This is a genomic window from Micromonospora sp. NPDC004336 (assembly GCF_053602615.1).
In genome coordinates this window covers 1-18,332 of record NZ_JBSGDY010000131.1, presented here as the reverse complement: position 1 = coordinate 18,332, position 18,332 = coordinate 1, and the positions used below count along the sequence as shown (strand labels likewise).

General features: G+C 74.9%; 15 protein-coding genes and 1 pseudogene. 9 read left to right on the top strand and 7 right to left on the bottom strand.

Annotated features, from left to right (window positions below):
- From ACWENR_RS22910 to ACWENR_RS22890, 5 genes and pseudogenes are all read left to right on the top strand, one after another.
- On the top strand, positions 1–1,185 hold a 1,185-nt coding region (locus ACWENR_RS22910), incomplete at its 5' end, for a RecB family exonuclease (protein ID WP_452279026.1).
- A 50-nt stretch (positions 1,186–1,235) separates the two neighbouring features.
- Positions 1,236–4,844, top strand: a pseudogene (locus ACWENR_RS22905) (UvrD-helicase domain-containing protein); the annotation flags it as partial.
- 232 nt (positions 4,845–5,076) lie between these two features.
- Positions 5,077–5,280, top strand: coding sequence for a transcription antiterminator/RNA stability regulator CspE (gene cspE, locus ACWENR_RS22900; protein ID WP_007464836.1), 204 nt, complete (start codon positions 5,077–5,079; stop codon positions 5,278–5,280).
- 222 nt (positions 5,281–5,502) lie between these two features.
- Positions 5,503–6,828, top strand: coding sequence for a DEAD/DEAH box helicase (locus ACWENR_RS22895; protein WP_452279025.1), 1,326 nt, complete (start codon positions 5,503–5,505; stop codon positions 6,826–6,828).
- A 217-nt stretch (positions 6,829–7,045) separates the two neighbouring features.
- Positions 7,046–7,234 carry a hypothetical protein gene (locus ACWENR_RS22890; RefSeq protein WP_452279024.1) on the top strand — a complete coding sequence of 63 codons (189 nt, stop codon included), beginning with the start codon at positions 7,046–7,048 and terminating at the stop codon, positions 7,232–7,234.
- Between the two features lie 175 nt (positions 7,235–7,409).
- Here ACWENR_RS22890 and ACWENR_RS22885 read toward each other — a convergent pair whose 3' ends face one another.
- Genes ACWENR_RS22885 through ACWENR_RS22870 form a run of 4 tightly spaced genes read right to left on the bottom strand, consistent with a single transcriptional unit; the run spans position 7,410 to position 10,575 of the window.
- Positions 7,410–7,859 carry an RrF2 family transcriptional regulator gene (locus tag ACWENR_RS22885; protein ID WP_452279023.1) on the bottom strand — a complete coding sequence of 150 codons (450 nt, stop codon included), beginning with the start codon at positions 7,857–7,859 and terminating at the stop codon, positions 7,410–7,412.
- A 1-nt stretch (position 7,860) separates the two neighbouring features.
- On the bottom strand, positions 7,861–8,745 hold the full coding sequence (locus ACWENR_RS22880; RefSeq protein ID WP_452279022.1) for an ABC transporter permease: 885 nt from the start codon (positions 8,743–8,745) through the stop codon (positions 7,861–7,863).
- On the bottom strand, positions 8,735–9,514 hold the full coding sequence (locus ACWENR_RS22875; protein ID WP_452279021.1) for an ABC transporter ATP-binding protein: 780 nt from the start codon (positions 9,512–9,514) through the stop codon (positions 8,735–8,737). The genes ACWENR_RS22880 and ACWENR_RS22875 overlap by 11 nt, the downstream gene beginning before the upstream one ends.
- Complete coding sequence (locus ACWENR_RS22870; RefSeq protein ID WP_452279020.1) at positions 9,511–10,575, bottom strand: ABC transporter substrate-binding protein; 1,065 nt, start codon at positions 10,573–10,575, stop codon at positions 9,511–9,513. Before ACWENR_RS22870 ends, ACWENR_RS22875 begins: the two co-directional genes overlap by 4 nt.
- 263 nt (positions 10,576–10,838) lie before the next feature.
- Between ACWENR_RS22870 and ACWENR_RS22865 the strand changes: the two genes are divergently transcribed.
- The 3 genes from ACWENR_RS22865 to nudC all read left to right on the top strand — a co-directional run bounded on the left by ACWENR_RS22865 (position 10,839) and on the right by nudC (position 14,640).
- Positions 10,839–12,149 carry a M16 family metallopeptidase gene (locus ACWENR_RS22865; RefSeq protein ID WP_452279019.1) on the top strand — a complete coding sequence of 437 codons (1,311 nt, stop codon included), beginning with the start codon at positions 10,839–10,841 and terminating at the stop codon, positions 12,147–12,149.
- Positions 12,150–12,361: 212 nt separating this feature from the next.
- Entirely contained in the window at positions 12,362–13,705 is a 1,344-nt protein-coding gene (locus ACWENR_RS22860; RefSeq protein WP_452279018.1) for a M16 family metallopeptidase, read from the top strand.
- Entirely contained in the window at positions 13,702–14,640 is a 939-nt protein-coding gene (gene nudC / locus ACWENR_RS22855; protein ID WP_452279017.1) for an NAD(+) diphosphatase, read from the top strand. The genes ACWENR_RS22860 and nudC overlap by 4 nt, the downstream gene beginning before the upstream one ends.
- 134 nt (positions 14,641–14,774) lie before the next feature.
- On the opposite strand, the gene ACWENR_RS22850 is transcribed toward nudC, so the two are convergent.
- The 3 genes from ACWENR_RS22850 to ACWENR_RS22840 all read right to left on the bottom strand — a co-directional run bounded on the left by ACWENR_RS22850 (position 14,775) and on the right by ACWENR_RS22840 (position 16,666).
- Positions 14,775–15,050 (bottom strand): hypothetical protein, encoded by a 276-nt coding sequence (locus ACWENR_RS22850; protein WP_452279016.1) that lies wholly within the window; start codon positions 15,048–15,050, stop codon positions 14,775–14,777.
- A gap of 328 nt (positions 15,051–15,378) precedes the next feature.
- Positions 15,379–15,615, bottom strand: coding sequence for a DUF397 domain-containing protein (locus tag ACWENR_RS22845; RefSeq protein WP_452279015.1), 237 nt, complete (start codon positions 15,613–15,615; stop codon positions 15,379–15,381).
- Positions 15,616–15,688: 73 nt separating this feature from the next.
- Positions 15,689–16,666 (bottom strand): helix-turn-helix domain-containing protein, encoded by a 978-nt coding sequence (locus ACWENR_RS22840; RefSeq protein ID WP_452279014.1) that lies wholly within the window; start codon positions 16,664–16,666, stop codon positions 15,689–15,691.
- A 224-nt stretch (positions 16,667–16,890) separates the two neighbouring features.
- Here ACWENR_RS22840 and ACWENR_RS22835 point away from each other — a divergent pair, with 224 nt between their 5' ends.
- Complete coding sequence (locus ACWENR_RS22835; RefSeq protein ID WP_452279013.1) at positions 16,891–18,201, top strand: MFS transporter; 1,311 nt, start codon at positions 16,891–16,893, stop codon at positions 18,199–18,201.
- Positions 18,202–18,332 lie beyond the last annotated feature (131 nt).

The window sequence follows — 18,332 nt, the reverse complement described above, 5'->3', positions numbered from 1 at the left end:
GGTCCGGACGGCGCGCCCCCGCCCCCGGCCGGTGCGGACGGTCCGCGACGGGTGGCGGACGGTCCCGACCACGCGCGGCGGTCCCCGGCCGGTCCGGGCGAGGCGGGACCGGCCCCCGAGCGGTCGGGTGACGACGGCGACGCGGAGGAGCCCGACCGGCCGAGGACGCTGCCGGTGAGCCGGCCGCCCCGCGCGCTCACCCTGCCGGCGCTGGTGGCGGAGCTGCGTACCGCCGTCAGCGACCCCGCCGCCCCGTACGCCCGGCGGCAGGCCGCGGCGGCCGAGCTGGCCCGCCTCGCCGCCGCCGGGGTGGCCGGCGCGCACCCGGACGACTGGTGGGGGCTGCGGCAGCTCTCCGACGACCGCCCGCTGGTCGAGGAGGGGGAGCCGGTCCGGGTCACCCCGTCGGCGATGGAGAGCGCGCTGCGGTGCAGCCTGCGCTGGCTGCTGGAGCGGCACGGCGGCAGCGCCCCGGCCAGCGCCGCCCAGGGCGTCGGCAACCTGGTGCACGCCGCCGCGATGCTCGCCGAGGACGCGAGCGTCGACCGGGGCGCGCTGCTGGACTACGTGGCGGCCCGGTTCGACGCGATCGAGCTGGCCGCCCGGTGGATGGTGGGTCCCGAGCGGGCCCGCGCCGAGGCGATGGTCGACAAGCTGCTGCGCTGGCTCGCGGCCAACCCGCGCCGGCTGCTCGCCATCGAGCACGAGTTCGCGGTCCGCCTGGACGACCCGCACCACCCGGTCGAGCTGGCCGGCCGGGTGGACCGGCTGGAGGTCGACGCCGACGGCCGGCTGGTCGTGATCGACCTGAAGACCGGCAAGTCCACCGCGGTCACCGCGAACGACCTCGCCGAGCATCCGCAGCTCGGCGCCTACCAGGCGGCGGTGGAGGCAGGGGCGTTCGCCGAGTTCGGCGACGAGTCCGGCGGGGCGGCGCTGGTGCAGCTCGGCACCGGGGCCAAGGACGCGAAGGAGCAGGGCCAAGCGCCGGCCGGGAAGGGCCCGGAGGCCGGCTGGGCGACCGCGCTGGTGCGGCGCACCGCCGATACGATGGCCGCCGCCACCTTCGCCGCGGTCGCCAACTCGAAGTGCCGGGTCTGCCCGGTGCGGACGAGCTGCCCGGTGTCCGGGCAGGGTCGCCAGGTGGTCGAGCCCCCGACCACCCGTCCGCCGGAGCACCCGTGAGCGCGAGGAGTGAGCTTGCGAGCCCCGCAGTCGCGAACTGAGGCTGTGCCGTGACGCAGCCCGCCCTGTTCGGCACGGCGACCCCGGCACCACGGGCGGCGGACGCCGGCCCCCGGTACACGCCGGTGGAGCTGGCGAAGCTGCTGCGGCTGCCGGCGCCCACCCGCGAACAGGCGGCCATCATCGCCGCCCCGGTGGAGCCGCTGCTGGTGGTCGCCGGCGCCGGGTCCGGCAAGACCGAGACGATGGCCGCCCGGGTGGTCTGGCTGGTCGCCAACTCGTACGTGCGACCGGAGCAGGTGCTCGGGCTCACCTTCACCCGCAAGGCCGCCGGTGAGCTGGCGCACCGGGTGCGTACCCGGCTGGACCAGCTGGTGCGGCGGCTCGGGCGGCGGGGGCGGGATCCGCTCGACGACCCGCTGGCCGGTGAGCCGACCGTCTCCACCTACCACTCGTACGCGGGCCGGATCGTCACCGAGCACGGACTGCGGGCCGGCTACGAGCCGTCCACCCGGCTGCTCACCGAGGCGTCCCGCTGGCAACTGGTCGACCTGCTGGTGCGCAACTACGACGGCGACATGTCCGAGGTGGACCGGATGCCGAGCACGGTCACCGACGCGGTGCTGGCGCTCGCGGGCGAGCTGGACGAGCACCTGGTCGACCCGGACGAGCTGGCCGCCTGGACGGGCCGGTTCTTCGCCGAGGTGCAGGCGCGGCCCGGCCGGGTCTACGCCGACGTGCGCAGGTCGCTCGCCCTCCAGCAGACCCGGCTGAAGCTGCTCCCGCTGGTGCGCGCGTACGCCCGGCGCAAGGAGGACTTCGAGGCGATGGACTTCGCCGACCAGCTCGCCCGGGCGGCCCGGGTGGCCCGGGACCACCCCGGGGTCGGCGAGATCGAGCGGGACCGCTTCCGGGTGGTGCTGCTGGACGAGTACCAGGACACCAGCCACGCCCAGGTCGTGCTGCTCAACGCGCTCTTCGGCGGGGGGCACCCGGTCACGGCGGTCGGCGACCCGTGCCAGTCGATCTACGGCTGGCGTGGCGCCAGCGCCGGCACCCTGGACCGCTTCCCCACGGAGTTCGCCCGCGCCGGCGGCGCGCCGGCCGAGGTGCTGAGCCTCACCACGAGCTGGCGCAACCGGCCGGAGATCCTCGGCGTGGCCAACGCCCTGGCCACGCCGCTGCGGGCCGCCGGGGCCCGGGTGCCGGAGCTGCACGCCGCGATGAGCGTGAAGGACCCGGTGCCGCACCGCAGCGCCCGCGGCGCCGCCGGCGGCACCGTCCACTGCGCCCTGCTCCCGACGTACGCCGACGAGGCCGACTGGATCGCCGACAGCGTGCTGCACGCCTGGCGTGGGGCGGCCGGGATGCCCGGGGCGCTGCCCGAGCACATCCCGGTGCAGCTGCGCCCCACCACGGCCGTGCTCGTGCGGCTGCGCAGCCAGATCCCGGCGATCGAGTCGGCGCTGCGCGAGCGCGGGCTGCCCGTCGAGGTGGTGGGCCTGGGCGGTCTGCTGGACACCCCCGAGGTGCGGGACGTGGTGTGCACGCTGCGGGTGCTGGCCGACCCGACGGACGGGGCCGCGCTGCTGCGGCTGCTCACCGGGGCGCGCTGGCGGATCGGCCCCCGCGACCTGGTGGCCCTGCACCGCCGGGCGAAGGCCATCGCCGCGGCCCGGCGCAGGCTCGCCGACGACGGCACCCCGGAGATCACGCCGGACCTGCTCGACGAGGCCACCCTGGTCGAGGCGCTGGCCGACCTCGGCCCGGCACAGGCGTACTCGGCGGAGGGCTACGCCCGGCTGCGGGCGTACGCCCGGGAGCTGGGCCTGCTGCGCTACCGGCTGGACCAGTCCCTGCCGGAGCTGATCGCGGACATCGAGCGGACGATCGGCCTGGACGTGGAGGTGGCGGTGCGGGCCGGCCGGGACGGGGCCGGCGACGCCGGGCTGGCCCGGGGCCACCTGGACGCGCTCGGCGACGTCGCGGCCCGGTTCAGCGGTGAGACGCCGGGCGCCACCCTGTCGGGGTTCCTGGCCTATCTGGCCGCCGCCGAGGACGAGGAGCGCGGCCTCAGCCCGGGCGAGGTGGAGGTGGTCGAGGGCGCGGTGCAGATCCTCACCGCGCACGCCGCGAAGGGCCTGGAGTGGGACGTGGTCGCGGTGGCCGGCCTCAGCCGGGGCGTGTGGCCGGGGCCGGTGCGCAACTCCGACCACTGGCTGGGCGGGCTCGGCGTGCTGCCGTTCCCGCTGCGCGGCGACGCCGACGGGCTGCCCGAGCTGGGGCTGGACGAGGCCGAGGACCAGCGGGGGGTGGCCCGGGCGCTGGAGGACTTCACCGACTCCTGGCGGGCGCACGACGAGCGGGAGGAGCGCCGGCTGGCGTACGTGGCGGTGACCCGTCCCCGGCGGTTGCTGCTCTGCTCCGGCCACTGGTGGGGGGAGGGCACGAAGCGGCCGCGCGGCCCGTCGGTGCTGCTGCGCGAGGTGCACGACGCCTGCCTGGACGGCGGCGCGGGGCATCTGGTCGACGAGTGGGCGCCCGAACCGCCGGGTGACGCGGTCAACCCGACCACCGAGGTGGTGCTGCGCGCCGAGTGGCCGGCCGACCCGCTGGGTGCCCGCCGCCCGGCGCTGGCCGAGGCGGCCGCGCTCGTCCGCCGCTTCCTCACCGACGGCGACACCGCCCGCCGCCCGGTGCCGGCCGATGACGCCGCCCGCCGCCCGGTGCCGACCGATGACGACACCCATCGCCCGGTGCCGGCCGATGCTGCCGCCCGCCGCCTGGTGCCGGCCGATGATGCCGTGCGCCGCCCGGTGTCGGCCGGTGACGCCGCCGGTGGTTCGGCCTCCGGTAGCGGGGGCGCGGCCGGCGCAGCGCGGCCGGCGGACGCGGTACGCCCGACCGACGCGGAACGACCGGCGGACGTGACCGACGGCGGGGGCGGGGTCGATCCGCTGGCCGGCGATCCCGACGTCGCGCGGTGGCGGCGGGAGGCCGACCTGCTGCTCGCCGAGCGGGCCGAGCTGACCCGGCAGACCGGCGCGGTCGAGGTGGCCCTGCCCGGGCAGCTCTCGGTGACCCAACTGGTGGCGCTGCGCCGGGACCCGGACGCGCTGGCCCGGGCGCTGCGCCGCCCGGTTCCCACCGAGCCGAGCCCGTACGCCCGCCGGGGCACCGCCTTCCACACCTGGCTGGAGCAGCGGTTCGGCGCCGACCGGCTGCTCGACCTGGACGAGCTGCCCGGCGCGGCCGACGCCGACGCCGCGCCCGACGAGGCGCTGGCCGAGCTCCAGGAGCGCTTCCTGGCCAGCGAGTGGGCCGACCGGGTGCCGGTCGAGGTGGAGGTGCCCTTCGCCACGGTCGTCGCGGGGGTGGTGGTGCGGGGCCGGATGGACGCCGTCTTCGCCCGCCCCGGCGGGCGCTTCGACGTGGTCGACTGGAAGACCGGCGGGCAGCCCGCCGGCCCGGCCGCCGACGTGGCCGCCGTGCAGCTCGCGGTCTACCGGCTGGCCTGGGCGGAGCTGGCCGGGGTGCCGGTGGAGCGGGTCGGCGCGGCGTTCCACTACGTGCGCGACGGCGTCACGGTGCGCCCGGCGGACCTGCTCGACGCCGACGGGCTGACCGCGTTGATCACTTCGCTGCCGGAAAATCCGGCAGACGGTGGCCATCCGGCGAATCCGTGATAGGTTGGTGGCGTTGCAGTTATGGTTCCCAGAGACTCTGTGTGCGCCTGGAGGATTGTGGCCCAGGCGCTCTTTGTTGTGTCCGGAGTTCTCCGGGCGGGGCGACCAGAAGCGACAAGCGAGCCAGGCAGTTCCGCGTGGCGCGCTCCTCTTCGAGCCCACAACAGGTGTGGGTTCGACGTTCCGTCAAGGAGACGAAACAAAAATGGCTATTGGCACCGTCAAGTGGTTCAACGCTGACAAGGGCTTCGGCTTCATCACCCCGGACGGCGGCGGCGCCGACGTCTTCGCCCACTTCTCGGCGATCCAGTCCTCCGGCTACCGGAGCCTGGACGAGAACCAGCGGGTCGAGTTCGAGGTGACCCAGGGCCAGAAGGGCCCGCAGGCGGAGAACATCCGCCCGCTCTGATCTTCGGATCTCCACGTAACACCCACCGCGCCCTCCGGGTGTGGTGACGGGACCGGCCCGCCCCCGCCGTCGACCTGCGTACGCAGGCGGCGACGCGTGGCGGCGGGCCGGCCCGTACCCCTTTCGGTTCGTGCTTGTGAGTCATCCGCGGCTGGCCCGCCGGTGACAGCGCCGCCTCCGGCGCCCTCCCTCGACACGTGCCGCGTCGAGGAAGGCTTCCGCATGACCACCGTCGTTCCGTCGTTCGCCCATACCGGGCTGGCCCCGGCGCTCCTCGCCGAGCTGGCCGCCCAGGGCATCACAGAGCCGTTCCCGATCCAGTCGGCCACCCTGCCGGACTCGCTCGCCGGTCGGGACGTGCTCGGCCGGGGCCGCACCGGCTCCGGCAAGACCCTCGCCTTCGGGCTTCCCGTGCTGTCCCGCACCGCCGGCCGCCGCGCCCGCCCGGGCCGCCCGCTGGCCCTGGTGCTGGTGCCGACCCGGGAACTGGCCCAGCAGGTCACCACCGCGCTCGACCCGTACGCGCGGGCCCTCGGCCTGCGCTGTGCCACCGTCGTCGGCGGCCTGTCGCTGCAACGCCAGGCGGACGCCCTGCGTGCGGGCGCCGAGCTGGTGGTGGCCACCCCGGGGCGGCTGCACGACTTGATCAACCGCGGCGACGCCCGGCTGGACCAGGTCGCGATCACCGTGCTCGACGAGGCCGACCAGATGGCCGACATGGGCTTCCTGCCGCAGGTCACGAAGCTGCTGGAGCAGGTCGCCCCCGACGGGCAGCGGATGCTCTTCTCGGCCACCCTGGACGGCGGCGTGGACCGGCTGGTCCGCCGCTTCCTCACCGACCCGGTCTCGCACTCGGTCGACCCGGGCACCGCCACCGTCACCGCGATGACCCACCACGTGCTGCACGTCGACGCGGCGGACAAGCCGGCCGCGCTGACCCAGATCGCCGCCCGCGAGGGCCGCACGATCCTGTTCATGGGCACCAAGCACCGCGCCGACCGGGTCGCCCGCCAGTTGCTGGCCAAGGGCGTACGCGCGGCGGCGCTGCACGGCGGCAAGTCGCAGCCGCAGCGCACCCGGATCCTGGAGCAGTTCCGCAACGGGCAGGTGACCGCGCTGGTCGCCACCGACGTGGCGGCCCGGGGCATCCACGTCGACGGGCTCGACCTGGTGGTCAACGTGGACCCGCCGACCGAGGCGAAGGATTACCTGCACCGGGGTGGGCGTACCGCCCGGGCGGGGGAGTCGGGCACCGTGGTCACGCTGGTCCTGCCGGAGCAGCGCCGCGACGTGTCCCGGCTGATGGCCACCGCCGGCATCCGCCCCGAGTCCGTCCAGGTGCGCCCCGGCGACGAGGCGCTGGCCCGGGTGACCGGTGCCCGGGAGCCGTCCGGCGTGCCGGTGACGATCGCGCCGCCCCCGCCGCAGCCCGCCGCGTCGGCCGCCGGGCGGTCGGGCGGTCGCGCCGGCGAGGGCGGCCGGGCTCCGCACCGCGCCTCGGGCCGGCCCCGCCGCTCCCGGCGTCCCCGTCCGCCCCGCGAGTCCTGACACCCGCCCTTTCCCGTGTCCCGTCCGGTCCAGCCGGGCGCGCGCCGTCGCCGTGTCGGGCCGTCACCGGATGTGAGGCGGTCGCGCCGCGCTCGCGGCTGAGTCCGTAATCAGCAGACATTGCGTCCGATCGGCGACTGTTCCGTCGGTCGGACGTGGTGGAGGCTGGGGCGGGGGGAAGACCCGGGCGGAACCGCCCGGCGCAGGAGGGGTGACCATGGCGGGTGACGTCGGCTCGGGCGCGGTGCGTGAACTGCTGCTGGTGTTCGCGGTCGCGGTCGCCGGACTGCTGCTCGCCATGGTCGCGGCCTTCACACCGTGGCACGCCACCCCGGACGGGGCGGCGCCGGCCGCACCGGTCGAGCTACGCAGCCCGACCGGGGGCCCGACCACCATCGCCGGCTGAGTCCGGCGCGGCCGGGCCGACCGGGGCCCGACCATCGTCGTCGACTGAGTCCGGCGCGGCCGGGCCGACCGGGGCCCGACCATCGTCGCCGACCGAGTCCGGCGCGGCCGGGCCGACCGGGTCCGACCACCATGCCGGGCTGATCCGCGCGGCCGGGCCGACCGGGGCCCGACGGTCAGCGGGTGGGGGTCTGTCCCGCACCGGACGCCGGTCGCCCCGCGCCCAGCAGGTCGTCGAGGGTGGTCCCGTCGACCACCAGGGCGACCGCCCCGTGCACCGCGAGCCAGACGTCCCGCAGGCCGGACGCCGCTCCCTGGTAGCCCGCCCGATCGGCCGGCAGCCCGCGGACGGTCGTCAGGGATCCGCCGACCGCGCGGAGCACGTCGCCGACGCTGATGTCGGTGGCGGGCCGGGCGAGGGTGTAGCCGCCGTCCGTGCCGCGGTGGCTGAGCAGCAGGCCGGCCCGGCGCAGGTCGACCAGGATGCCCTGGAGGAAGCTCAGCGGGATGTCCTGGCTCCCGGCCAGGGTCGCGGCCTTGACCAGCCCGCCGCCGCCGACCGGATCGGCGGCGGCGACGGCGAGCATGGCCCGGAGCGCGTAGTCGCTGCGCGCGGAGACGTACACGTCACTGCCCCGCCTGGTCCAGCACGCCCCAGCGGCGTCGGATCGCCTTGTCCGCCGCCCCGAACGCGGCGTCGACCACCAGGCCGAGCACCAGGATCACGATCATGGTGGAGATCAGCCAGGGCGAGTCGGACAGTTCCCGGGAGTAGGTCAGCTGCGCGCCCAGCGAGGTCTGCGAGATGCCGACCACGATCAGCTCGCCGGCCATCAGGCTGCGCCAGGAGAACGCCCAGCCCTGCTTGAGACCGGCCACGATGGCCGGCAGCGCGGCGGGCGCGATGACGTACCGGTACAGGTTGAGCCCTCGCGCGCCGAGGTTGCGGCCGGCGCGCAGCAGCAGCGGGGGCACGTAGTCCACGCCGGCGATCACGCCGTTGGCGATGGACGGCGCGGCACCGAGCACCACCACGAAGAAGATCGCCTTCTCGCTCAGCTCGAAGAGCAGGATCGCCAGCGGGAACCACGCGATCGACGGCATGGTCTGGAGCGCGGTGATCATCGACCCGATCGCGGCCCGCAGGATCCGCGACCGGGCCACCGCGAGGCCGAGCAGCAGCCCCACGGCGACCGAGAAGAGGTAGCCGACGGCCGCCCGGCGCAGCGTCGTGGCGAGGCCGTCCCAGAGCTGGACGCCGCTGAGCTGCCGGAGCAGTTCCTGGCCCACGGCGGCCGGGCCGGGCAGGGCGTACCCGGGTTTCCAACCCGTCCAGACCACCACCTGCCAGGCGCCGAGGGCGATGCCGAGCGCGGCCAGCTTCGGCCAGGTCGCGGCCCAGAGCCGGGCGGCCCGTGGGCGGCTCTCCGCCCGGCCGGCCAGCTCCAGGGCGTCGAGCCCCGAGATCTCCGCGTCGGTACGCGGAACGGCGGCGAGGGTGTCACCGGCCATGGCGGCCCACCTCCGTACGCAGGCGGTCGGTGACCTCGGCGGCGACCGCGGCGACCTCCGGGGAGTCGATGCGGCGCGGCCGGGGAACGTCGACCGGGGTGGACCAGATGATCCGGCCGGGCCGGCTGGAGAGCAGGATGATCCGGTCGGCGAGGCGGGCGGCCTCCCGGACGTTGTGCGTCACGAAGAGCACGGTGAGCCGCCGTTCGGCCCAGATCCGTTCCAGCTCGTCGTGCAGGATGTCCCGGGTCATCGCGTCCAGCGCGCCGAACGGCTCGTCCATCAGCAGCACCGGGGTGTCCAGGGCGAGGGTGCGGGCCAGCGCCACCCGCTGACGCATGCCGCCGGAGAGCTCGTGCGGGCGTTTGCGACCGAAGTCGGCCAGGTGCACGGTGCCGAGCAGCTCGGCGACCCGCTCCCGGCGCGCGGCCCGGGGCAGCCCGCGCAGCTTCAACGGCACCTCGACGTTGCCCTCGACGGTCAGCCACGGGAAGAGGGCCGGCTCCTGGAACATCAGCCCCGGCTCGACCCCCTCGTCGAGGTCGATCCGCCCGCCGCTGGGGCGGTCGAGGCCGGCGACGAGGTTGAGCAGCGTGCTCTTGCCGCAGCCGGAGGCGCCGACCAGGCAGACGAACTCGCCGGGGGCGACGTCGAGGGAGACCCCGTCCAGGGCCGGGACGGCGTTCGCCCCGCGCCCGTACACCTTGGTGACACCGTGCAGCGCGACCGGGCCGGTCGCGCTGCGTGGCGTCGTCGCGGTCGACGTCATGGTTGGACGACCTCGGTCTTGCCCTGGCCCTTCAGCACCTCGTTGAGGTGGCTCAGGTCGTAGAGGCCGTCGAGGCTGACCGGCTGGGTCAGCCCGACCGCGACGGCGTGGTCGAGCCCGGTCTTCAGCGACGAGGCGATGGGGTCGTTCGTGAACTCCAGCGTGGGCCAGGCCTGCTTGATCAGCTTGAGGTCCAGCGGCTTGCCGCTGATCTTGCCGATGTGGTCGGAGATGGCCTGCTGCGCCTCGTCGGGCCGGCCGTTGACGAACTCGTTGGCGGCGACCTGGCCCTCGACCAGCTTCCTGACCACGTCGGGGTGGGCCTTGAGGAACTTCGTGCTGACGATCAGGTTGGTGATGACGAACTTCCGGTCCGGCCAGAGGTCTCGCTCGTCGACCAGCACCTTGCCGCCGGCGTTGACCAGGCGGGAGACGAACGGCTCGGGCACCCAGGCGCCGTCGATGGCCCCGCTGCCGAACGTCTCCACCGTCTGGGCGTTCTCCTGGGGGATGATCTTCACGTCGCCGCCGCCCTCCTTGGTGGTGGCGAGGCCCTTCTCCTTGAGCCAGTGGCGGACGGCCACGTCCTGGGTGTTGCCGAGCTGCGGGGTCGCGATCTTCTTGCCCCGGAGCTGCTCGACGGTGGTGATCTCCGGCTTGACCACGAGCGCCACGCCGCCGGAGGCCGCGCCGGAGACGACCCGGACCGCCTCGCCCCGGGACTTCGAGAAGGCGTTCACGGTGGGGTTCGGGCCGATGTACGTGGCGTCGAGCGCGCCCGAGAAGATCGCCTCGATGGCGGCGGGGCCGGCGTTGAAGGTCTTCGTCTCCAGCTTGACGTCGCCGCCGAGCTTCTCGGCGAAGATGCCCTTCTCCACGCCGACCACCGCCGGCGCGTGGGTGATGTTGGGGAAGTAGCCCAGCCGGAGCGTCGTCGGGCCGGAGCCGCCACCCGCGCTCTCGCTGTCGTCGCCGCAGGCGGCGGCGGTGCCCAGGGTCGCCGCGCCGACGACGGCGAGGGTGGCCAGGGAGACCAGCCGACGCAGGGGGAGCCGTCTCATCGTCCATCCAATCCGCAGTATTCCTACTTAGTTGATAGGAAGAGTGGGTGAGGTTGTGAGCTGGCGTCAAGGGCCATCCACATGGCGGGACCGCCGTCCCGGCAATGTCGGCAACTCCTACTGATTGGATCGGTTTTGCGGTCCCGGCGCGCGGCGTCCCGGGCCTGCCGCCGGCGGGCCCGGCGGACGGCCGGGGGCGCCGGTCGGGGCGGCGGGGGAAAGGTCGACGGTGGCAGCGGCGCCGACGCGCTAGGGTCGATCACGTGCCGACGCGGAGAGCCAGAATTCCAGCGACGAAATACCCGGTCGAGCGGTTCACCCTCGACAACGGCCTACGGGTGGTCCTCACCCCCGACCGCAGCGCACCGGTGATCGGGGTCGCCGTCGTCTACGACGTCGGCATCCGCTCCGAGCCGGAGGGGCGCACCGGCTTCGCCCACCTCTTCGAGCACCTGATGTTCCAGGGCTCGGAGAACCTGGAGAAGCTGGCCCACTTCCGGCACGTGCAGGGCGCCGGCGGCACCTTCAACGGCTCCACCCACCACGACTACACCGACTACTTCGAGACGCTGCCGAGCAACGCCCTGGAACGGGCGCTGTTCCTGGAGGCCGACCGGATGCGCGGCCCCCGGCTGACCGAGGAGAACCTGCGCAACCAGGTCGACGTGGTCAAGGAGGAGATCCGGGTCAACGTGCTCAACCGGCCGTACGGCGGCTTCCCCTGGCTGACCCTGCCGCCGGTCATGTTCGACACCTTCCCGAACGCGCACGACGGCTACGGCTCCTTCGTCGACCTGGAGTCGGCCACCGTCGCCGACGCCGCCGACTTCTTCCGCCGCTACTACGCCAGCGGCAACGCGGTGCTCGCCGTCAGCGGCGACATCGACGTCGCCGAGGCGACCACGCTGATCGAGCGGCACTTCGGCGACGTGCCGGCCCGGCCCGCGCCGGAGCGGCCCGACTTCGCCGAGCCGGACCTGACCGCCGAGCGGCGCACCTCGTACACCGACAGGCTGGCCCCGCTGCCGGCGGTGGCCGGCGGCTGGCGGGTGCCCGACCCGATCACCGACTTCGCCGGCTACCTGCCGTACGTCGTGCTGGCCGAGGTGCTCACCGACGGCGACGCCTCCCGGCTGGTCGAACGGCTGGTCCAGCGCGACCGGGCGGTCACGAGCCTCGGCGGGTACGTCGGCTTCATGGGCGACCCGTTCGACGTGCGGGACCCGACGGCGCTGCTGCTCCAGGCGCACCTGCCGCCGGGCGGCGACGTCGACAAGGTGCTGCGCACCATCGACGAGGAGCTGGAGCGGCTGGCCACCGACGGGCTGACCGAGGGGGAGCTGGCCCGCACCCAGGCCCGGATGGCGACCCACCTGCTGCGCGACACCGACGCGGTGCTCTCCCGGGCGCTGCGGATGGCCGTGCTGGAGCAGCAGCGCGGCGAGCCGGGCCTGCTCAACGAGCTGCCCCGGCTGGTCGGCGAGGTCACCGAGGAACAGGTCCGCGCGGCCGCCGCCACCCTGCGCCCGGAGCGCCGGGCCGCCATCGAGGTCATCCCCGGAGGTGCCCGGTGAGTGCGAGGAGTGAGCTCGCGAGCCCCGCAGCCGCGAACGAGGGAGCACCGGTGAGCGCGAGGAGTGAGCTTGCGAGCCCCGCAGTCGCGAACGAAGGAAAACCGGTGAGCGCGAGGAGTGAGCTTGCGAGCCCCGCAGTCGCGAACGAAGGAAAACCGGTGAGTGCGAGGAGTGAGCTCGCGAGCCCCGCAGCCGCGAACGAAGGAAGACCTGTGAGTGCGACCGCACCGGCCGCGCCGCGGGCGCTGCCCCCGCTCGGCCCGAACCGCAGGCTCAAGCTGCCGAAGCAGGCCGAGCGCAGGCTGGGCAACGGGCTGACCGTGATCGCCGTACGCCGGCCGGCGGTCCCCCTGGTCGAGCTGCGGCTCTGGATGCCCTTCGGCCGGGGTCACCTGGCCCGGAGCGCGATGCTCGCGCAGACCCTGCTCTCCGGCACGGAGACGATGACCAGCGTGCAGCTCGCCGCCGAGTTGCAGAAGGTCGGCGGCGGGCTGTCCGCCGGGATCGACCCGGACCGGCTGATGCTCTCCGGCGCCGGCCTGGTCACCGGGCTCGACCGGATGCTGGAGATCCTCGCCGAGGTGCTCACCGGCGCGACCTATCCGAACGACGACGTGGCCACCGAGCGGGACCGGCTGGTCGACCGGATCCAGGTCGCGCAGAGCCAACCCGGGCACCTGGCCCGCACCGCCCTGCTCAAGCGGGTCTACGGCAAGCACCCGTACGCGGTGCAGACCCCCGACCCGGAGGCGGTCCGCGCGGTCCGGCCGGGCGCGCTGCGTACCCTGCACGCCCAGCGGGTGCATCCCGCCGACGCGGTGCTGGTGCTGGTCGGCGACGTGCAGCCGGAGCGGGCGCTGGACGCCGCCGAGAAGGCCCTGTCCGGGTGGAACGGCGCCGGGCACACCGCCGACCTGCCGCCCGCCCCGCCGCTGGAGCCCGGGCCGCTGCTGCTGGTCGACCGGCCGGGTTCGGTGCAGTCCTCGCTGCGGATCGCGTTGCCGGCGGTGCCCCGCACCCATCCCGACCACGCCGCGCTGCAGCTGGCCAACCTCCTCTTCGGCGGCTACTTCTCCTCCCGCTGGGTGGAGAACATCCGCGAGGACAAGGGCTACACGTACGGCCCGCACTCGCTCGTCGAGCACTCGGTGGCCGGGTCGGTGCTGGTCGCCGCCGCCGAGGTGGCCACCGAGGTCACCGGGCCGGCGCTGCTGGAGACGACGTACGAGCTGGGCCGGCTGGCCACCCTCCCGCCCGGGGAGGACGAGTTGGAGCAGGCCCGCCAGTACGCCCTCGGCACCCTCCAGCTCGGCATGTCCACCCAGGCCGGGCTGGCGTCGCTGACCAGCGCGTACGCCGGCAACGGGCTGCGCCTGGAGTTCCTGGCCGAGCACGCCGCCCGGCTGGCGAAGGCCACCGTGGCCGACGTGGCGGAGGCGGCGGCCCGCTACCTCGCCCCCGCCCTGGCGGTGACGGTGGTGCTGGGCGACGCCGAGCGGATCGCCCCCCAGTTGGCGACGCTCGCCCCGGTCGTAACGGAGCCGGCGCGGTCGTGAGCGGAGAGTCGGCGCCGCCGCTGGCCCGTGCCACCCTGGACCGGGCGGCGCACCGGCGCACCGATCCGGGGTGGCTGGCGCAGGCGTGGGCCGGGGCCCGGGTGCTGGTGCTCGACTCGGGCGACGAGGGCAGGTCGCTCGTGCGCTCCGACACCTCGCCGCCGACGCTCGTGCTGGTGGAGGCGGCCGACGTGCCGGGGGCGGGGTCGCCGATGTTCCTCGGCGTCGAGCCCGACGGGGTGCCGGTCTTCGCGGTGGACGGCCCGCTGCCCGCGGTGCCGGGGGCCCGGGCGGCGCACCTGCGCGAGGTCGGTCACCTGCTCGGCGACCGCGACGCGGGGCTGTTCACCACCGCGCTGGCGCTGGTCAACTGGCACCTGCGGCACCGCTACTCGTCGAGCACCGGCCGTCCCACCGTGGTCGACGAGGCCGGTTGGTCCCGCGTCGACGGGGCCGGGGAGCGGATCTGGCCGCGTACCGATCCCGCGATGATCGTGCTGGTGCACGACGGGGTGCCGGGCCCGGACGGGCGGTGCCTGCTCGGCAACAACGCCACCTGGCCGCGGACGCCCGGCCAGCGCCGCTTCTCCTGCCTCGCCGGCTACGTCGAGCCCGGGGAGTCGGCCGAGGCCGCCGTGCTGCGCGAGGTCCGCGAGGAGGTGGGCGTCCCGGTCGCCGACATCGCGTACGCGGGCAGCCAGGCGTGGCCGTTTCCCGGCTCGCTGATGCTGGGCTTCCTCGCCACCGCCGACCCGGAGCACCCGGTGCAGGTCGACCCGGCGGAGATCGCGTACGCGCGGTGGTTCAGCCGCCGGGAGATCGGGGCCGCCCTGGCGGGGCGCCCGGTCGACGTGGGCGGTGCCCGGCTGGTGCTGCCGCCGCCGTCGTCGATCGCGTTGTTCCTGGTCCACCGCTGGCTCGACGGGCACTGCTGAGGGCGCCGTCGTGCGGTCCCGGCTCGTGGCCGCCGTTGCCGCGACGGTCACGAGCCGGGAACACGGACCGTCGTGGTCGGCTGGGCAAGGAACGCGGCGGGGGAGCCGGTCCGGCCACGACGGACGTCTGTGGGTCAGCTGCCGCGGTCGGCGGGCGCGGCTCGCCGGTGGCGGGTCGGCTCGTCGAGCGGGAGCACCTTGACCCGCTGTTTCCCGCACCGGACCGCGCCGACCGTGGACAGGGCGCGGGCCAGCAGCAGCGCGGCGTCGCGGTCCTCGGCGTGCACGATCTGTCGGCGCGGTTCGGGCGTGGTGGTCTCGTCCCGCAGGCGGCCACCGCACGCCCAGGCGGCGGCGATGTCCACGTCGGCGGCGGCGCGGATGTCGGTGCGAACGATCAGGAAACGCATGTGGGTCTCCGGATGAACCGCGACGGTGTGGGAACGGGTGGAAGTTCCACGTCACTCTGCCGTCATGTTACGCCCCGTGAAGGACTCGGCAAGTGAAACGCGCCTATTGGTTCGCAGCCTCGTCCGATCAGCGGATGCCTGGTCAGCGCGGCGGTGGGGCGCGGCGGGGGAGGCGGAGACGCGGCGGTGGGGGTGCGGCGGGGCAGGCGGAGACGCGGCGGGGGAAGGCGAGGGGCGGGGCGGAGACGCGGCGGGGAAGGGCGAGGGCGGGGCGGAGACGCGGCGGGGCCGCCGGCACCGTGCCGGCGGCCCCGCTACGGTCGACGGCTCAGTTCAGATCGAACTGTCCGTTCTTCGCGCCGGCGATGAAGCCCAGCCACCCCGCGCGGTTGAACAGCAGCACCGGGCCGCCCTGGTCCTTGCTGTCGCGCAGGGCCACCGCCGCCGGGCCCGTCCCCAGTGGCGCGACCTCGACGCAGTTCGAGGTCTGGCTGCGGGTGCTCTTGCGCCACGGGGCGTCGGCGAGCTGCGTGTGCGGGGACGGCGTGTTGCGGATCTCGTTCATCGTTTCACTCCTGAGGTGAACTGCACCGATGGAACGAGTGGCGCCGCACGACCCGACGGTGGTGCCCCCGTGATCACCGTTCCGTCAGGCGCCCCGAGTGCCGGCGGCGTTGGGCCGGCGCCGTTGCCGGGCCGTACGCCACCGTGGACGCGGCCGTACCGGGCAGCCGTCCCGTCGCCTCGATCAGCCAGGAGAGGGTGTCCGATGCGGAGAGTGCCGCCGTGCATAACCACTCGAAGACCACTTTATAGCGATTTAGCGCGTTTACCTCGGTCGACATGACGTCGGTGAACCCACCTTCGATGGCCAGCGTCTCCGGATCGAGCGGGTCGGCGAACCGGTAGACGGAGAACGCCGTCGGCGGGAGGTACCAGCCGCCGATCTGGGTGTCGCGGGGCAGCACGTGCAGCGTGATGTTGGGCAGCAGGGCCAGCTCGCAGAGCTGCGTCAGCTGCTCGTGCAGCACGTCGGGCGGCCCGGCCCGGCCGCCGAGCGCCGCCTCCTCCAGCACGGCCGTGTAGCGGGGCGCGTCGGGCGTGCGGGTCAGCAGCGACTGGCGGGCCAGCCGCGCCCTGACCTCGGTGTCGATGTCCTCCCCGGCCTCCGGGTCGCCCGCCTCCTCGCCGACCTGGCGGGCCGAGGCGATCCGCACCGAGGCGTACCCCGCCGTCTGGAGCAGGCCCGGCACCAGGACCGGGTTGTATTCGGAGATCTCCGCGCAGCCCGCCTCCAGCTCGGCGAAGCTGCGCTGCTGCTGGGTCATCACCGGGTAGTTCTTCAGCCAGCCGCGCATGTCGCCGGCCTCCTGGGTGATGCCGAGGAGCTCGTCGCGCAGCGCCTGGCCGGCGCCGTAGAGGTCGAGCAGCACGCGCACGTCGTCGGGATCCGGACGGCTGCGGCCGTTCTCCAGGCGGGACAGTTTGGACGCGGAGGCCCAGCCGATCCGCTCGATGACCTGGTCCCCGGTGAGACCGCTGGCCTCGCGCAGCCGGCGCAGTTCGGTGCCCAGCCTGCGGCGTCGCAGGATCGGGCTGGGTGAGGCAGGAGGCACGACGTCCTCTTTTCCCGTGGACCGCCGCGGACGCGACGGTAACTGTATGAAATTCGCCCCCCACGGTCAGTATGGACGGCGCAACCCCCGCCGGAGGTCCCGGCGGGGGCGTGTCTCGCAGAAAAGAGGACCGTGGGAGGGGAGTGGCGGCCGGCACGGCGCCGTCCCCGACCCGACCTCGCAACCGACCGCGAGGCGCGTACCACCCCGCCGGAGGGACCCCCATGCGCACCGTCCTGCGCCGCCCGGATTTCCGCCTGCTCTTCGGCGGCCTGCTCGCCAGCATGGCCGCCGAGTCGATCCTGCTGCTCGCCCTCGCCATCTGGGTGAAGGACCTGACCGGATCGGACGGGCTGGCCGGCGCCACCATCTTCGCCGTCATCGCGCCGATGACGCTGGCCCCGCTGGTCGGGTGGTTCGTCGACCGCTACCCGCGCCGCCCGTTCTTCGTGGCGGCGAACCTGGTGACGGCGGCGCTGCTCACCCCGCTGTTCGCCGTCCGGGACCGCGCCGACGTGTGGATCATCTACGCGGTGGCGGCCCTGTACGGGCTGTCGTACATCACGCTCAGCGCCGCGCTCAGCGGCCTCATCCGGCAGCTCGTGCCGCTCGACCTGCTGGCCGAGGCGAACGGCGTGCTGCAGACCGTACGCCAGGGGCTGCGGCTGATCGGCCCGCTGGCCGGCGCCGGCCTCTACGCCGCCGTGGGCGGATGGATGCTCGCCGCGATCGGGATGGCGGGCTTCCTCTCGGCGGCCGCCGTGGTCGGGGCGCTGCGCACGACGGACGCCAGGCCGGCCGGGCCGGGGCTGCGCTGGCCCGCCGAGGTGGGCGCCGGGCTGCGGCACCTCGCCGGGGAGCCGGCGCTGCGCCGGGCGCTGCTGGGCTACGGGCTCGGTTCGCTGGCGATGGGCTTCACCGAGTCGCTGATCTTCGCCTACGTCGACCGGGGCCTGGGCCGGGACGCCGCGTTCGTCGGCGTGCTGGTCACCGTGCAGGGGATCGGCGGGCTGATCGGCGGCCTGCTCTCCCCGGCGGTGGTGCGCCGGGCCGGCGAGGTGGGCACGCTCGCCGCCGGGGTGGCGTTCTTCGGGCCGGCGTCGCTGGCGCTGGCGTACCCCAGTCTCTGGCTCGGCTTCGTCGCGGTGCTGCTGGCCGGGGTGTCGCTGCCGCTGACCATGGTCGGGCTGCACACGCTCATCCAGCGGCGTACCCCCGCCGGCCTGCTCGGTCGGGTCGCCGCGGCGTCGGAGGCCGTGGTGAGCGGCCCGCAGGCGCTCTCCATCGGCGCCGGGGCGCTGCTCGTCGGGGTGCTGGACTACCGCGTGCTCTTCGCGCTGATCGGCGTGGCCACCCTGCTCGCCGGCGGTTACCTCTGGCACGGCCGCACCCTCACCCGGCCCCCGGCGCGCGCCGTCCCCGCCCACCGGATCCCCGCCACCCGGCCGACGGCCCCCACCGTTGCCGTCCCGGCCCCGCGCCGCCCCGCCGACGAGCGGGTCGTGGCCGCGACCCGCCGGCGGCGCGCGCGGTGACCGCCCGATCGGCGGCGGCGGTGACCGCCCGATCGACGGTGCCGGAGTCGTACCGCGGCGTCGTGGTGCGCGCCGAAGAGACCCGGATGTTCGACGGGATGGCCACCCGGGACAAGGACCCGCGCAAGGCG

What these genes read in the sequence shown, in the direction of transcription:
- cspE (WP_007464836.1), top strand. Translation starts at nt 5,077, where the DNA reads ATGGCTATTGGCACCGTCAAGTGGTTCAACGCTGACAAGGGCTTCGGC.
- ACWENR_RS22895 (WP_452279025.1), top strand. Translation starts at nt 5,503, where the DNA reads ATGACCACCGTCGTTCCGTCGTTCGCCCATACCGGGCTGGCCCCGGCG.
- ACWENR_RS22890 (WP_452279024.1), top strand. Translation starts at nt 7,046, where the DNA reads ATGGCGGGTGACGTCGGCTCGGGCGCGGTGCGTGAACTGCTGCTGGTG.
- ACWENR_RS22880 (WP_452279022.1), bottom strand. Translation starts at nt 8,745, where the DNA reads ATGGCCGGTGACACCCTCGCCGCCGTTCCGCGTACCGACGCGGAGATC.
- ACWENR_RS22875 (WP_452279021.1), bottom strand. Translation starts at nt 9,514, where the DNA reads ATGACGTCGACCGCGACGACGCCACGCAGCGCGACCGGCCCGGTCGCG.
- ACWENR_RS22870 (WP_452279020.1), bottom strand. Translation starts at nt 10,575, where the DNA reads ATGAGACGGCTCCCCCTGCGTCGGCTGGTCTCCCTGGCCACCCTCGCC.
- ACWENR_RS22850 (WP_452279016.1), bottom strand. Translation starts at nt 15,050, where the DNA reads ATGCGTTTCCTGATCGTTCGCACCGACATCCGCGCCGCCGCCGACGTG.
- ACWENR_RS22845 (WP_452279015.1), bottom strand. Translation starts at nt 15,615, where the DNA reads ATGAACGAGATCCGCAACACGCCGTCCCCGCACACGCAGCTCGCCGAC.
- ACWENR_RS22835 (WP_452279013.1), top strand. Translation starts at nt 16,891, where the DNA reads ATGCGCACCGTCCTGCGCCGCCCGGATTTCCGCCTGCTCTTCGGCGGC.